Source organism: Virgibacillus sp. GM2-2, assembly GCF_055329585.1.
In genome coordinates this window covers 42,786-56,929 of the sequence record NZ_JBUZWC010000004.1, presented here as the reverse complement: position 1 = coordinate 56,929, position 14,144 = coordinate 42,786, and the positions used below count along the sequence as shown (strand labels likewise).

The window sequence follows — 14,144 nt, the reverse complement described above, 5'->3', positions numbered from 1 at the left end:
CAGGATCCCTTATTCAGCTAAAAAACATAATTTTCAACTGTTTTTACCCAAATAAGGAATCCTGAGTCCGATAACAACCGCATTTACTGTTATTTTACCCAAATAAGGTATCGTGAGTCCGCTAGGTGCCATCCTGCATGTAATCATTCCAGTACGCTCGAAAAAAATCAGTCTTGCCAGAAGCGGTAATCAGCGATGTAGTTAGGATAAACATGAATTTTCACTAGTGCACAGTTTACATCTACAGAGACATTAAACAATAATCAATATTAGTTAGGACTTTCAGATTTTTATTCCATTACAAAGGGGACGTTAAATATGAGTGATACAAAGGAAAAAATCTTTAAAGGTGGGGCATTTTTAGTCGAGGATCTTACTGCTGATGATGTGATTACACCAGAAGATTTCACTGATGAACATAAAATGATTGCGAAAACCACGGAAGATTTTGTTGTCGGTGAAGTTTTACCGAAAGTTGAAAACCTAGAGAACCATGAATTCGAGCATTCAGTGGATCTATTGAAAAAAGCTGGAGAACTTGGTTTACTTGGTGCTGATGTGCCAGAAGAGTACGGCGGATTAGCATTAGATAAAATCAGCTCATCCTTGATTACGGAGAAATTTTCACGTGCAGGTGGGTTTTCAGTAACACACGGTGCGCACGTTGGTATTGGTTCATTACCAATTGTATTTTTCGGAAACGATCAGCAAAAGGAAAAGTATTTACCGAAGCTTGCAACTGGTGAATTATTGGCAGCATATGCGCTAACAGAGCCGTCTTCAGGTTCCGATGCATTAGGTGCTAAAACTACCGCTAAATTAAACGAGGCAGGAACGCATTATATTTTAAATGGTGAAAAGCAATGGATCACCAATTCGGCGTTCGCGGATGTATTCGTTGTGTATGCAAAAGTTGATGGTGAACATTTTACTGCGTTTATCGTAGAGCGTGACTTCCCAGGTGTATCAACTGGTCAAGAGGAAGAAAAAATGGGAATCAAGAGTTCTTCTACCCGTACATTGATTTTAGAAGATGCTGAAGTTCCTGTTGAAAACTTATTAGGTGAAAAAGGTCGCGGGCACATTATTGCATTCAACATTTTGAACGTTGGCCGTTATAAACTAGCAATCGGCGGTGTTGGCGGTTCGAAACGTGGAATTGAAGTAGCGACGAAATACGTAAACGAGCGTAAACAGTTCAACACGCCAATTTCAAGCTTTTCATTAACACAAGAAAAACTTGCTACAATGGCTGCTAGAACATACGCAAACGAGAGTGCTGTTTATCGTACCGTTGGCTTATTCGAGCAACGCATGGGCGCATTGACCGATGAACAGTTAAAAGACGGCCGTGAAGTGGCACGTGCTATCGCAGAATACCAAATCGAATGTTCGATGAATAAATACTCAGCAACTGAATGTTTAGATTATGTTGCGGATGAAGCTGTGCAGTTGCACGGTGGGTATGGTTTCATGGAAGAATACGAAGTTGCACGTATGTACCGCGATTCACGTATTAACCGAATTTTTGAAGGAACAAACGAAATTAACCGTTTAATCGTACCTGGTACTTTGTTGAAAAAAGCGATGAAAGGTGAACTGCCATTATTGCAAAAAGCACAAAGTTTACAGGAAGAATTAATGATGATGATGCCAGAAGAACCTGGAACAGAGCCACTTGAGCAAGAGAAATATTTGCTAAGAAACGCGAAGAAAATGGTATTACTTGGTGCTGGATTAGCTGCACAAAAATACATGCAAAAACTAGAGAATGAACAGGAAATCCTTGTGAATCTAGCTGATATGACGAACGAAGTATACAACATGGAAGCAACAATTCTTCGTACAGAAAAAGCAATTAACAAATCTGGCGAAGAGAAAAATAAACAAAAACTTCTATACACGCAAGTATATGTTCAAGAAGCATTTAATCGTATTGAAGCTGATGCAAAAGAAACATTGATTGCAGTTGAAAAAGGTGACAACCTGCGCATGATGTTATCATCATTACGCAAACTAACTCGCCACACACCAACTGACGTGATTTCTAAGAAACGTGAAATCGCAGCGAAAATTATTGAAGAAGAGCGTTATGTAGTTTAAGTCTAGTGAAAGAGGAGCCGCAGTCATGTGATTGCGGCTCTGTTTATGATGTTTGTTCTAATGCCTAGAAAAATACATACGATCCAACTGATCACACTATACTTGGATTGTCTGACAATCCAATAAATGCCGAATTGCCGTACAGAAATGCCGGACCACCTCCAGTAAATGCCGAACCACTGCACAGAAATACCGGAACAACTCCAATAAATGCCGAACCACCGCACAGAAATGCCAGAACAGCCCCAATAATTGCCGAACCCACCATATCCATCACGATAATCTCCAGCATTTCCATCGACCGTCTGCCACTATATTTGCTATAATCAACGTAAGAATAAAGGAGGTAGACTTGTGGCATTAACGTTTTATTGGTATCCTAATTGTGGTACGTGTAAAAAGGCAAAAAAATGGCTAGATGATAACAATATCGATTATACTAGTATACATATTGTTGAGGAAACACCATCAAAAGAAACGCTGCTAGAAATGATGCAAAAAAGCGATCTTCCTGCCAAAAAATTTTTCAATACAAGTGGGAAAAGCTATCGCGAAAATAACATCAAAGAAAAAATTACTGATGCATCAAATGAAAAAATGGCAGAGTTGCTTGCGAATGATGGCATGCTGATTAAGCGGCCAATCACTACAGATGGTGAAAATGTAACCGTTGGATTTAAAGAAGATATCTTTAATCATACATGGAAAAAATAACAGTTTAATTATTCTTGGAGGGATTGTAGATGAGCTTACCAAAAGACTTATTGTATTCAGAGGAACACGAATGGGTAAAAAAAGAAGATGGCAAAGTACGAATCGGAATTACTGATTTCGCACAATCTGAACTAGGGGATATCGTATTTGTCGAGCTTCCAGAGGTTGGAGAAGAAATTGAAGCTGACGAACCGTTTGGTAGCGTTGAATCAGTTAAAACAGTTTCTGAATTATATGCTCCGATTAGCGGAAAAGTAGTTGAAATTAACGAAGAGCTTGAAGATAGTCCAGAATTTGTAAACGAATCACCATATGAAAAAGCTTGGATGGTAGTTGTTGAACCGTCTGATGAAGGTGAGTTTGATAACCTAATGTCAGCAGAAAAATACGAAGAAATGACTAATGAAGATTAATTAAATAGATGAATGGTTGGCTGGCTTACTCCTTTTTAAAAAAGGAGTGTAGTCAGCCTTATTCGCATCATAGGATATCGTAAGAGGTTTTTTGCTTGAATTCATGAGGAGTGATATGTCATGATTGCACCTGATTCAGACAAAGTAATTATTGTTGAGGGGTTAACAGATAAAAAGCAAATTGAAAAAATTATTACAGACCCCGTTACGATTATTTGTACGAATGGAACACTTGGTGTAGCCAAGTTCGATGAGCTGTTAGATACGTATGATTTAGATAACAAAGAAGTGTATATTTTGGCGGATGAGGACAGTGCTGGAGTAAAACTTCGTAAGCAATTGGCCAGAGAGCTTCCGCATGCAGAACATATTTATGTTAGTAGCGAATTTCGCGAAGTAGCAACTACTCCTGCTTCTGCGCTTGCGACTGCGTTAGTTAGTAAGCGTATAAATGTAAACCCGATATTTTTGACGTAAGGTGATTGCATTGCAACCAATAACAGAAGAAAAATTAAAGCAAGATCATTATTTTTTATATATTTATACGCCGTTTTGTGGTACCTGTCATTTGGCGAAATCGATGTTAAACCAGATTGAGTCTGTTCATAAAGAAGAGATTTTTCTCGAGATGAACGCCTCGTTATATCCTTCGTTCATGCAGGATGCACAGGTGGAAAGTGTGCCTTGTTTGCTAATAAAGGATGAAAATGAAATCAAAGAGAAAGTGTATGCATTTCAATCGATACCAAATATCTATACGTATTTGATGAAATATGAGCCAAAACTTTTTGCAACTTAAAAAATAGTTGTTGACACCTGCTTATTCAGGTGGTACGATTTGATTTATAGATTTTAACAACCAAATACTTTTTACTCTCTTATCAAGAGCGGTGGAGGGGCTGGCCCTATGAAACCGCGGCAACCTTCAAACAAATTATTGTTTGAAAGGTGCTAATTCCTGCGAAGCTTTGGCTTTGAAAGATGAGAGAACGTGAAGGCTAATTATTTACGTCTTTCTGTTCTCTTACAGAAAGGCGTTTTTTGCGTTGTTAAGAAGAAAATGAGCAGAATATCAATGCTCAGTAGCTGTTTTATTGGAGGTTTTGTCATGATTTCGATCGAAGGATTACGTAAACAATTTAGTACTGGCAAGTCAGCCATTCATGCGGTTGATGATTTGTCGTTGAAAATAAAGGAAGGTGAAATATTTGGTGTCATTGGTTACAGTGGTGCTGGAAAAAGTACGTTCGTTCGTCTACTTAACAGACTCGAGGAGCCGACAGGTGGTCGCGTTGTTATCGATGACCAAGAAGTAACTGCTTTGAACACGAAGCAATTACGTTTGGCTAGACAAGAAATAGGAATGATATTTCAGCATTTTAACCTCTTGTGGTCACGAACGGTTCAAGATAATATCGCCTTTCCACTGGAAATAGCGGGCATTCCAAAACGCGAGCGAGATGAAAGGGTTACAGAGTTAATACGATTAGTTGGGCTAGCAGGTCGCGAAAATGCCTACCCTTCACAATTGAGCGGGGGACAAAAGCAACGTGTAGGTATTGCTAGAGCGTTAGCAAATAACCCAAAGATATTGCTTTGTGACGAGGCAACGTCAGCGCTAGATCCAGAGACAACCAACTCCATTTTAGACTTATTAGTAGACATCAATAAAAAGCTTGGCTTAACGATTATTTTAATCACACACGAGATGCATGTGATTCGAAAAATTTGTAACCAAGTAGCGGTTATGGAAAATGGCAGGATTGTGGAACAAGGCGATGTATTGGATATATTTTTACGTCCAAAACAACAGGTTACAAAGAAATTTGTTGAACAGGTTATGGGTTCAAGCGATGAAAATGAAAGTGTTCAGGAAATCATTGAAAGCTACGAACAGGGTAAAATTGTTCGACTCCATTTTGTTGGTGAAACAACAAATCAAGCGCTTATCAGTCAGTTATCTAAGAAATATCAAATTGACATCAATATCTTGCAAGGAAAAATAACTCAAACACAGCGCGGGGCTTATGGAACGTTATTCGTTCAATTGATTGGTGATCAGAATGAATTGGAGCAAGCTGTAACGTATATCAAAGAGCAGACCTCAGTTGAAGTGGAGGTGCTTCGCGATGCTAGCTAATTTTTTTCCAAATTTGGATGTACAGGATTTCTGGATTGCCACGTATGAAACATTTTACATGACAATCTTGGCATTAATAGGAACGTTTATTTTGGGGACGGTTCTAGGGTTACTTTTATATTTAACTGCGAAAGATGGCATTTGGCAAAATAAATTCGTAAACCTAATTGTTGCTTCATTAGTTAATATATTTAGAGCGATTCCGTTTATTATTTTGATTTTATTATTATTCCCGTTTACCGAGTTTTTAATTGGAACCATCCGTGGACCAAATGCAGCATTGCCTGCACTGATTATCGGAGCCGCACCATTTTATGGACGGTTGGTTGAAATAGCATTGAGGGAGGTTGATAAAGGAGTCGTAGAGGCAGCCAAGGCAATGGGGGCAAAAACAAAAACAATTATTTTCCGCGTATTGCTACCAGAATCAATGCCAGCACTTATTTCAGGATTAACAGTAACGGCGATTGCCTTAATTGGTTATACAGCAATGGCTGGTGTAATCGGTGCAGGGGGACTCGGGAACTATGCATATTTTTATGGATTTCAGCGACATGATTTTGACGTTGTACTAGTTTGTACCATATTAATTGTCATTATTGTATTTATTTTTCAGTTCATTGGAGACTTTATTTCAAACAAATTAGATAAAAGATAAGGGGAGACAAACATGAAAAAGATAATAGCATTCGTATCATTTTTAGTCTTATTGACATTGGTTGCATGTGGAGGTAACGAAGAAAAGAGTAGTGGTAGCGATAAAGAAATAACTGTGGGTGCATCAAGTGTACCTCATGCGCAAATTCTAGAGAAAGCAAAACCAATCCTTGAAGAAAAAGGTATTACCTTAAACATCGAGGAATACCAAGATTATGTTTTACCGAATCAAGACTTAGCTAGCGGAGATTTAGATGCAAACTATTTCCAGCACATTCCATACTTGAAAAACCAAAAAGAAGAATTAGGCTACAATTTTACGCATATCGGCGGAATTCATATTGAACCAATTGGAATATATTCGAAAACAATTAAAAATGTGGAAGATATCCCAGAAGGTACTGAAGTTATCATGAGTCGTTCTGTAGCCGATCACGGCCGAATCCTTTCATTACTAGAAAGCAAAGGATTAATAAAACTTGCTGATGGTATTAACAAAGTAGAGGCAACGGTTGACGACATAGTAGAAAATCCTTTAAACCTTCAGTTCTCAAGTGACATTGATGCAGCGTTTTTACCTGATATGTATCAATCTGAAGAAGATGCTTTAGTGGCAATCAATACAAACTATGCTATCCAAGCAGAACTGAATCCTTCAGAGGATGCATTAATTTTGGAAGGATCAGAATCGCCATATGTAAATGTAGTAGCAGTTAAGGAAGAAGATAAGGATAATAAAGCATTGAATACACTTGTTGATGTTTTACATTCTGAAGAAATACAGAACTTTATTCTAAAAGAATTTGACGGTGCTGTTGTTCCAGTAGATGGAAAAAATTAAGATTTTTCACAAATAATGAGTATTACTCAGTAAATCGGAGTAATTGGCAAGATATAATAAGAAAAAGTCGCTAACTTCATCGTCGGAGTGTATATTCATTTTTACATGAAATCTCACGTTTATTTGCGTTTTGTCCGGGTAAATTATATGTGTTAGTGTTATTTATGTAATTAAATCGAAAGGATGATTCACTATTTATAGTGGGATAAGAATGAATTACACTCCAGAGATGGAGAAGGCGATGCATCAATCACATAATATGGGTTATGCAGAATATGGACGTAAGCTTGAGAATCAAATCAAGGTTGAAAAGAAACGTCAGAACGAATATGAACAATGTAAACACATTAGTGCTGAACTTGATAGTCAACTACACAAATAGATTTTGCAAAATGTTGGTAAAGCGATTAGTCGCTTTACCAACATTTTCTTTGTACATATAATAGTAGAAACTCGAAATTTTGATCGATTTTGGGACCTTAGCTTGCCGAGACAGGGTACAAAGCCATATCTTTTCTAGCAGAAACAACCTCACAGCTATAGATCCACGAAATATCCCTTCTATAGGCAAAGTTCCCAAACTGAAGTCCCTTACTTTCACGGTTTAAAAGAGTTGATTATACATTCGAAATGCTTTAAGATTGTAATGAGAATAAATTGAGAATGGATATAAGTTTCCATTTGAAAAATAGCATATAAAAGTAATTGGAGGTATTGATATGGCAGGATCTACACTAGAAATTAAAAATCTTCATGTATCCATTGAAGATAGTGAAATATTAAAAGGGGTAAACCTTACGATAAAAGGTGGCGAATTCCATGCAGTAATGGGACCGAATGGTACAGGTAAATCGACACTAGCATCAGCAATTATGGGGCATCCTAAGTATGAAATAACGGAAGGTAGCGTACTTCTTGATGGAGAAGATGTTCTGGAAATGGAAGTAGACGAACGTGCACGTGCTGGTCTTTTCCTAGGAATGCAATATCCAAGTGAAATTAGTGGTGTAACTACTTCTGATTTCTTACGTTCTTCTGTAAATGCACGTCGCGAAGAAGGTGACGAAATTTCATTAATGAAGTTTATTAAAGAAATGGATAGTGCATTAGATTATCTAGAAATTGATAAGAATATGGCACAGCGTTACTTAAATGAAGGTTTTTCAGGTGGAGAGAAGAAGCGTAATGAGATTCTTCAATTAATGATGATTAAGCCAGCTATTGCAATTTTAGATGAAATTGATTCTGGTCTTGATATTGACGCATTGAAAGTTGTTTCTAAAGGAATTAATAAGTTACGTAACGATGAATTTGGTTGCTTAATTATCACCCACTATCAGCGTTTATTAAACTATATTACACCAGATCATGTTCATGTAATGATGCAAGGACGTGTTGTGAAGTCTGGTGGACCTGAGCTTGCAAAACGTTTGGAGGCTGAAGGTTACGAGTGGATTAAAGAAGAGTTAGGTATAGAAGACGAAACTGTAGGTCAAAAAGCGTAGAAGTAAGGAGGGGTAATATGACTGTTGATACTAAACTGCCATATGATCAAGCATATATTAATCAGTTTTCACAGGAAAGAAACGAACCAGAATGGATGAAATCATTGCGCCTTCATGCTCTTGATCAAGCTGAATCGCTTGAGATGCCGAAACCGGATAAAACAAGAATTGGCAAATGGAATTTTAGCCAGTTTAAGCATTCTGCACAAGGTGAGCAAATCGAATCGCTAGAAAACTTACCAGAAGAAATTAAGGATTTCATTGAAAAAGGATCGGAAAACTTAATCATTCAACGGAATCATTCGGTTGCGTTCGCATCATTGAATAATGAGCTAAAAGAAAAAGGCGTAATTTTTACAGATATATTTACAGCAATGACCGAACACGAAGATTTAGTGAAACGCTATTATATGAAGGATGCTGTTTCAGTAGATGAACACCGTCTAACAGCATTACACGCGGCACTAATGAACGGTGGGATTTTTGTTTACGTTCCAAAAAATGTAGAACTAGATGTACCGTTGCAAACCATTTTCTGGCAGGAAGATCCAGAAGTTGGCATGTTCAATCATGTGCTGGTTGTAGCAGACGATAATAGTTCCCTAACTTATGTGGAAAACTATGTATCGAACAATCACGAAGAAAAAACAGTAGCAAATATTGTGACAGAAGTAATTGCGCATAACAATGCACGAATTTCATTTGGTGCAGTTGATAACTTTGCAAAAGGAACAACAACATACGTGAATCGCCGCGGTGTTGCGTATCGTGATGCAACAATCGACTGGGCTTTAGGGCAAATGAACGATGGAAATACCGTTTCTGAAAATATCACACATTTAGTTGGCGATAATTCCGTATCAAACGCAAAAACGGTAGTAGTTGGACGTGGTAAACAAACACAAAACTTTACTGCTAAAATTGTTCACTTTGGTAAAGAATCAGAAGGCTATATTTTACAACACGGTGTTATGAAAGATAGTGCTACAGCGATTTTTAACGGAATAGGAAAAATTGAGCATGGTGCTTCTAAATCAAATGCCGAGCAAGAGTCACGTGTGTTAATGCTAAGTGGTAAATCACGTGGTGATGCTAACCCAATCCTATTAATCGAAGAAGATGATGTAACTGCAGGACACGCTGCATCTGTGGGACGTGTGGATCCTGTTCAATTATACTACTTGATGAGCCGTGGTATTACACAGAAAGAAGCAGAACGATTAATCATTCATGGCTTCTTAGCTCCGGTTGTCAATCAGCTCCCGATCGAATCGGTTAAAAAGCAATTGACGCAAGTAATTGAGAGGAAAGTTTACTAATGGATGTAAAAGCCATTCGGCAAATGTTTCCGATTCTTAATCAGGAAGTAAATGGACATCCATTAGTATATCTTGACTCATCAGCAACATCGCAAAAACCACTGCAAGTGATAGAGGCGCTTGATACGTATTATCGTCAAGATAACTCAAACGTGCACCGAGGCGTTCATACCCTTGGTACACGTGCTACTGAAAAATACGAAGGAGCACGTGAAAAAGTTCGTCGCTTTATCAATGCTTCTAGTACAGCAGAGGTTATTTTCACACGAGGCACAACAACAGCAATTAACACAGTAGCGTATAGCTACGCTCGAGCTAACTTACAAGAAGGCGACGAAATTGTGATTACACCAATGGAGCACCATAGTAACATTATCCCCTGGCAGCAAGCAGCAAAGGCTACAGGAGCAAAATTGAAGTATATACCTCTTCAAGAGGATGGTAGCCTTTCACTTGATGATGTTCGTGCAACTATTACATCACACACGAAAATGGTTTCCATTATGCACGTATCAAATGTTCTTGGTACGATCAATCCAATTAAAGAAATTGCAGAAATTGCGCATCAAAACGGGGCGGTAATGCTCGTGGATGGCGCTCAAGGTGCACCACATATGAAAGTAGATGTACAAGAATTAGATGTTGACTTTTACGCATTTTCTGGTCACAAAATGGGTGGCCCAACTGGAATTGGTGTACTATACGGAAAACGTGCATTTCTAGAAGAGATGGAACCAGTTGAATTTGGTGGAGAGATGATTGATTTCGTTCATTTGTATGATTCAACTTGGAAGGAACTACCTTGGAAATTTGAAGGTGGGACACCAATCATTGCTGGAGCAATTGGATTAGGTGCTGCAATTGACTTTTTGAATGACGTTGGAATGGACAACATTCTTGAGCATGAGCACAACCTAGTGAAATACGCATTAAAGCAATTACGGACAATTGATGGTATTACCATTTATGGTCCTGAAGAGCGAGCAGGGCTAGTTACATTTAACTTAAACGATGTTCACCCGCATGATACAGCAACTGCACTCGATGCAGAAGGAATTGCGGTACGTGCCGGACATCATTGCGCACAACCACTTATGCGCCTGCTGGATGTAACGGCAACTGCACGAGCTAGCTTTTATTTATATAACACGGAAGAAGATATAGACAGGTTAGTAGCAGGACTTGTCAAAACGAAGGAGTATTTTGGTGATGTCTTTTAATAACCTCGATACACTATATAGACAAGTAATCATGGATCATTATAAAAATCCTAGAAACCGCGGCGTTGTTGAAGGAGATGCATTGACGGTTGATATGAACAACCCAACATGTGGTGATCGTATTCAATTACAATTTAAGATTGAAGACGGTATAGTTACAGACGCGAAATTTGATGGAGAAGGCTGTTCGATTAGTCTATCATCTGCATCGATGATGACCCAAGCCGTCAAAGGAAAAACAATCGATGAAGCATTAAACATGTCGGAATTGTTTTCTAAAATGATGTTGGGTGAAGATGTCGATACAGAGAAATTTGATCTAGATGATATAGAAGCATTACAGGGAGTTACCAAGTTTCCAGCACGCATTAAATGTGCTACACTTGCATGGAAGGCAATGGAGAAAGGTGTTCACGACGAGTAGAAATCAAAAGCGGATGCGCCCGGTTAGCGACGTATAGACTGGACTGACCTGTTCTAGATATAGGAAAGCCGTTAAGGAGGTTCGATTAAGAACGCCACGTCCTGTGGCACATCGAACTACCCTACATCCTGTAGGGCATCGTGCTTGACTTATTGAGGAACAGGGAGGGAAGTCTACTAGTCGCTGGGCGCAGGAGCTGGACGTTAATACGATAAGTGGAGTAACCAACACCTAAAGGAGGTTTTTAACATGGCGAAAAAAGCGCCTGAAATAGAAGAGTATAAATATGGATTTCATGATAAAGACGTCTCTATTTTCCGTACTGAAAGAGGATTAACACCAAAAGTAGTAGAGGAAATTTCCAGAATTAAAGAAGAACCTCAATGGATGCTTGACTACCGGATGAAGGCATTAGAGCAATTTTACAAAATGCCAATGCCACAATGGGGTGGAGATCTTTCTGAATTAAATTTTGACGAAATCATCTACTATGTTAAGCCTTCAGAACGTCAAGGAAAAACATGGGATGAAGTACCAGATGAAATCAAACAAACTTTTGATAAGCTAGGAATTCCAGAGGCTGAGCAAAAATACTTGGCTGGGGTTTCAGCACAATATGAATCAGAGGTTGTTTATCATAGCTTACAAGAAGATTTAGAAAAGATGGGTATCGTCTTTAAAGATACGGATACAGCTCTAAAAGAAAACGAAGAATTATTCAAAGAATACTTTGGAAAAGTTATTCCAGCTTCAGATAATAAATTTGCAGCATTGAACTCAGCTGTTTGGTCTGGTGGATCGTTCATTTACGTACCAAAAGGTGTAAAAGCAACTACACCATTACAAGCATACTTCCGTATTAACTCGGAAAACATGGGTCAGTTCGAGCGTACGCTAATCATTGTTGATGAAGGTGCATCAGTTCACTATGTAGAAGGTTGTACAGCACCAGTTTATACAACGAATTCCTTGCATAGTGCAGTAGTTGAAATCTTTGTTCATAAAGATGCATACTGCCGTTATACAACCATCCAAAACTGGGCAAACAACGTTTACAACTTAGTTACAAAACGTACAACAGTTGATGCGAATGGTACGATGGAATGGGTTGACGGAAACATTGGTTCTAAGTTAACCATGAAATATCCAGCTTGTATCCTTAAAGGTGAAGGAGCACGCGGAAATACACTATCGATTGCAATTGCAGGAAAAGGACAATGTCAGGATGCTGGTGCAAAAATGCATCATTTGGCACCTAACACATCTTCTACAATTGTTTCCAAGTCGATTTCAAAACAAGGTGGTAAAGTAAACTACCGCGGACTTGTACATTTTGGACGTAAAGCCGATGGAGCGCGTTCAAACATCGAATGTGATACATTAATTATGGATAACGAATCAACTTCGGATACAATTCCATACAACGAAATTAATAACGACAATATTTCACTTGAACACGAAGCAAAGGTTTCAAAAGTTTCTGAGGAGCAATTGTTCTACCTAATGAGTAGAGGAATTAGCGAACAAGAAGCTACCGAAATGATTGTAATGGGCTTCATCGAGCCATTTACAAAAGAGCTTCCAATGGAATATGCAGTTGAAATGAACCGTCTTATTAAGTTTGAGATGGAAGGCTCAATCGGGTAAAAAACAAAAAAACCTTGGTACAGTATATGTATCAAGGTTTTTTCTATTTAACTAAGGGCGACAGCACCTTTGCTTAGGCAAAGGATTAGAAGTCAAGATGAGGCAGAGTCATCTACTTAAGGAACAAAACTGGCCAAATTAAAAAAATACAAGCCAAATTTAATAAATACTGTCCAAAATTGAAAAATACAAGCCAAAAGATATAGAATACAAGCCAATCACCAAAAACCTTATCAGTAACCATCATACCCTCATCAACCCAATAATTAGAATTGCCCTTACATGCGTGCTAAAATAGGAAGGAAAGACTTAGCTTACAGACAGAAGGGATATAGGGGAATGGTGTATGTTATTTGCTTGATTATTGGGTTAGTAACCGCTATGTTAGGTAGTTTGGTTGGCCTTGGTGGCGGTGTTATTTTGGTTCCAAGCTTGTTGATACTACAACAGTACTTGGATGGATTTGCTTGGGCAACTCCTCACACCATTGTCGGTATCTCGTTAGTTGTCATGATTTTTACTGCGCTTTCATCAACGATTTCATATTTCAGAAAAGGGCGCGTTGATTATAAAACGGCTTTAATTTTTTTGACTGGTGGTATTCCAGGTGGGATTTTAGGCTCGTGGTTAAATCAGTATATTGATACCGATAAATTTACGTTATATCTTGGTATGTTAATTATTCTTCTCTCGTCACTTTTTTTGTTAAAGCGAAAAACTTCAACTAATACAAATATAAACAGTTCGAACAAAAACGTTCGGTCATTTGAAATGAATGGCAAAACATATCATTACACTGTTTCATTCTGGTTAGCATTTCCGATTGCTTTAATTGTTGGAACTCTGTCCGGTTTGTTCGGAATTGGTGGAGGTTCTGTAATGGTGCCAACGATGATCCTGCTATTTGGATTTCCTGCACACATCGCAGTCGCAACTTCCATGTTTATGATATTTTTTACAAGTACAATTGGAGCTGGAACACATATCCTGCTTGGTCACGTGGAGTGGGAATATGTCCTATGGTTTGTACCGGGTGCATGGGTAGGCGGAACCATAGGAGCTGCAATAAACCAAAAATTAAAAAGTCAGGTTCTGGAATGGATTCTACGCGGATTATTAATTATTATTGGTGTACGCTTAATTTATGATGGGTTAATGTAA

The 14,144-nt window shown here is 38.3% G+C and carries 16 protein-coding genes and 1 riboswitch; of the genes, 15 read left to right on the top strand and 1 reads right to left on the bottom strand.

Going from position 1 to position 14,144, the window contains the following annotated elements; translation table 11 throughout:
• Positions 1–318 precede the first annotated feature (318 nt).
• Positions 319–2,103 carry an acyl-CoA dehydrogenase FadE gene (locus ACY9Z2_RS06705; protein ID WP_463608848.1) on the top strand — a complete coding sequence of 595 codons (1,785 nt, stop codon included), beginning with the start codon at positions 319–321 and terminating at the stop codon, positions 2,101–2,103.
• A 91-nt stretch (positions 2,104–2,194) separates the two neighbouring features.
• Here the strand turns inward: ACY9Z2_RS06705 and ACY9Z2_RS06700 are convergent, their stop codons facing one another.
• Complete coding sequence (locus ACY9Z2_RS06700) at positions 2,195–2,371, bottom strand: hypothetical protein (RefSeq protein WP_463608847.1); 177 nt, start codon at positions 2,369–2,371, stop codon at positions 2,195–2,197.
• A gap of 86 nt (positions 2,372–2,457) precedes the next feature.
• Here ACY9Z2_RS06700 and ACY9Z2_RS06695 point away from each other — a divergent pair, with 86 nt between their 5' ends.
• From ACY9Z2_RS06695 to ACY9Z2_RS06630, 14 genes are all read left to right on the top strand, one after another.
• Entirely contained in the window at positions 2,458–2,817 is a 360-nt protein-coding gene (locus tag ACY9Z2_RS06695) for an arsenate reductase family protein (RefSeq protein WP_463608846.1), read from the top strand.
• A 29-nt stretch (positions 2,818–2,846) separates the two neighbouring features.
• Entirely contained in the window at positions 2,847–3,230 is a 384-nt protein-coding gene (gene gcvH, locus ACY9Z2_RS06690; RefSeq protein ID WP_463608845.1) for a glycine cleavage system protein GcvH, read from the top strand.
• 120 nt (positions 3,231–3,350) lie between these two features.
• Positions 3,351–3,707: a toprim domain-containing protein gene (locus ACY9Z2_RS06685; protein ID WP_463608844.1), complete on the top strand. Its 357-nt coding sequence runs from the start codon at positions 3,351–3,353 to the stop codon at positions 3,705–3,707.
• 10 nt (positions 3,708–3,717) lie between these two features.
• The gene (locus tag ACY9Z2_RS06680) at positions 3,718–4,029 is read left to right on the top strand and encodes a thioredoxin family protein (RefSeq protein ID WP_463608843.1); all 312 of its coding nucleotides are present in this window, start codon (positions 3,718–3,720) and stop codon (positions 4,027–4,029) included.
• Between the two features lie 76 nt (positions 4,030–4,105).
• Positions 4,106–4,218, top strand: a riboswitch (SAM riboswitch).
• 120 nt (positions 4,219–4,338) lie between these two features.
• Positions 4,339–5,370, top strand: coding sequence for a methionine ABC transporter ATP-binding protein (locus tag ACY9Z2_RS06675; RefSeq protein ID WP_463608842.1), 1,032 nt, complete (start codon positions 4,339–4,341; stop codon positions 5,368–5,370).
• Positions 5,360–6,028, top strand: a complete 669-nt coding sequence (locus ACY9Z2_RS06670) for a methionine ABC transporter permease (RefSeq protein WP_463608841.1) — start codon at positions 5,360–5,362, stop codon at positions 6,026–6,028. Before ACY9Z2_RS06675 ends, ACY9Z2_RS06670 begins: the two co-directional genes overlap by 11 nt.
• Positions 6,029–6,040: 12 nt before the next feature.
• Positions 6,041–6,868, top strand: a complete 828-nt coding sequence (locus tag ACY9Z2_RS06665) for a MetQ/NlpA family ABC transporter substrate-binding protein (protein WP_463608840.1) — start codon at positions 6,041–6,043, stop codon at positions 6,866–6,868.
• A 211-nt stretch (positions 6,869–7,079) separates the two neighbouring features.
• Positions 7,080–7,250: a YuzK family famiily protein gene (locus ACY9Z2_RS06660; RefSeq protein ID WP_463608839.1), complete on the top strand. Its 171-nt coding sequence runs from the start codon at positions 7,080–7,082 to the stop codon at positions 7,248–7,250.
• Positions 7,251–7,587: 337 nt separating this feature from the next.
• A complete protein-coding gene (gene sufC, locus ACY9Z2_RS06655; RefSeq protein ID WP_463608838.1) occupies positions 7,588–8,373 on the top strand; it encodes a Fe-S cluster assembly ATPase SufC in 786 nt (261 codons plus the stop codon).
• A 17-nt stretch (positions 8,374–8,390) separates the two neighbouring features.
• A complete protein-coding gene (gene sufD / locus ACY9Z2_RS06650; RefSeq protein ID WP_463608837.1) occupies positions 8,391–9,692 on the top strand; it encodes a Fe-S cluster assembly protein SufD in 1,302 nt (433 codons plus the stop codon).
• Entirely contained in the window at positions 9,692–10,912 is a 1,221-nt protein-coding gene (locus ACY9Z2_RS06645) for a cysteine desulfurase (protein ID WP_463608836.1), read from the top strand. Before sufD ends, ACY9Z2_RS06645 begins: the two co-directional genes overlap by 1 nt.
• Positions 10,902–11,336: a Fe-S cluster assembly sulfur transfer protein SufU gene (sufU, locus tag ACY9Z2_RS06640; protein WP_463608835.1), complete on the top strand. Its 435-nt coding sequence runs from the start codon at positions 10,902–10,904 to the stop codon at positions 11,334–11,336. The genes ACY9Z2_RS06645 and sufU overlap by 11 nt, the downstream gene beginning before the upstream one ends.
• 249 nt (positions 11,337–11,585) lie before the next feature.
• Positions 11,586–12,983 (top strand): Fe-S cluster assembly protein SufB, encoded by a 1,398-nt coding sequence (sufB, locus tag ACY9Z2_RS06635; protein ID WP_463608834.1) that lies wholly within the window; start codon positions 11,586–11,588, stop codon positions 12,981–12,983.
• Positions 12,984–13,322: 339 nt separating this feature from the next.
• The gene (locus tag ACY9Z2_RS06630) at positions 13,323–14,144 is read left to right on the top strand and encodes a sulfite exporter TauE/SafE family protein (RefSeq protein WP_463608833.1); all 822 of its coding nucleotides are present in this window, start codon (positions 13,323–13,325) and stop codon (positions 14,142–14,144) included.

Excerpts from the sequence above, each read along its gene's own strand:
- ACY9Z2_RS06705 (WP_463608848.1), top strand. The coding sequence starts at position 319 with ATGAGTGATACAAAGGAAAAAATCTTTAAAGGTGGGGCATTTTTAGTC.
- ACY9Z2_RS06700 (WP_463608847.1), bottom strand. The coding sequence starts at position 2,371 with ATGGTGGGTTCGGCAATTATTGGGGCTGTTCTGGCATTTCTGTGCGGT.
- gcvH (WP_463608845.1), top strand. The coding sequence starts at position 2,847 with ATGAGCTTACCAAAAGACTTATTGTATTCAGAGGAACACGAATGGGTA.
- ACY9Z2_RS06685 (WP_463608844.1), top strand. The coding sequence starts at position 3,351 with ATGATTGCACCTGATTCAGACAAAGTAATTATTGTTGAGGGGTTAACA.
- ACY9Z2_RS06675 (WP_463608842.1), top strand. The coding sequence starts at position 4,339 with ATGATTTCGATCGAAGGATTACGTAAACAATTTAGTACTGGCAAGTCA.
- ACY9Z2_RS06670 (WP_463608841.1), top strand. The coding sequence starts at position 5,360 with ATGCTAGCTAATTTTTTTCCAAATTTGGATGTACAGGATTTCTGGATT.
- ACY9Z2_RS06665 (WP_463608840.1), top strand. The coding sequence starts at position 6,041 with ATGAAAAAGATAATAGCATTCGTATCATTTTTAGTCTTATTGACATTG.
- ACY9Z2_RS06660 (WP_463608839.1), top strand. The coding sequence starts at position 7,080 with ATGAATTACACTCCAGAGATGGAGAAGGCGATGCATCAATCACATAAT.
- sufC (WP_463608838.1), top strand. The coding sequence starts at position 7,588 with ATGGCAGGATCTACACTAGAAATTAAAAATCTTCATGTATCCATTGAA.
- sufD (WP_463608837.1), top strand. The coding sequence starts at position 8,391 with ATGACTGTTGATACTAAACTGCCATATGATCAAGCATATATTAATCAG.
- ACY9Z2_RS06645 (WP_463608836.1), top strand. The coding sequence starts at position 9,692 with ATGGATGTAAAAGCCATTCGGCAAATGTTTCCGATTCTTAATCAGGAA.
- sufU (WP_463608835.1), top strand. The coding sequence starts at position 10,902 with ATGTCTTTTAATAACCTCGATACACTATATAGACAAGTAATCATGGAT.
- sufB (WP_463608834.1), top strand. The coding sequence starts at position 11,586 with ATGGCGAAAAAAGCGCCTGAAATAGAAGAGTATAAATATGGATTTCAT.
- ACY9Z2_RS06630 (WP_463608833.1), top strand. The coding sequence starts at position 13,323 with ATGGTGTATGTTATTTGCTTGATTATTGGGTTAGTAACCGCTATGTTA.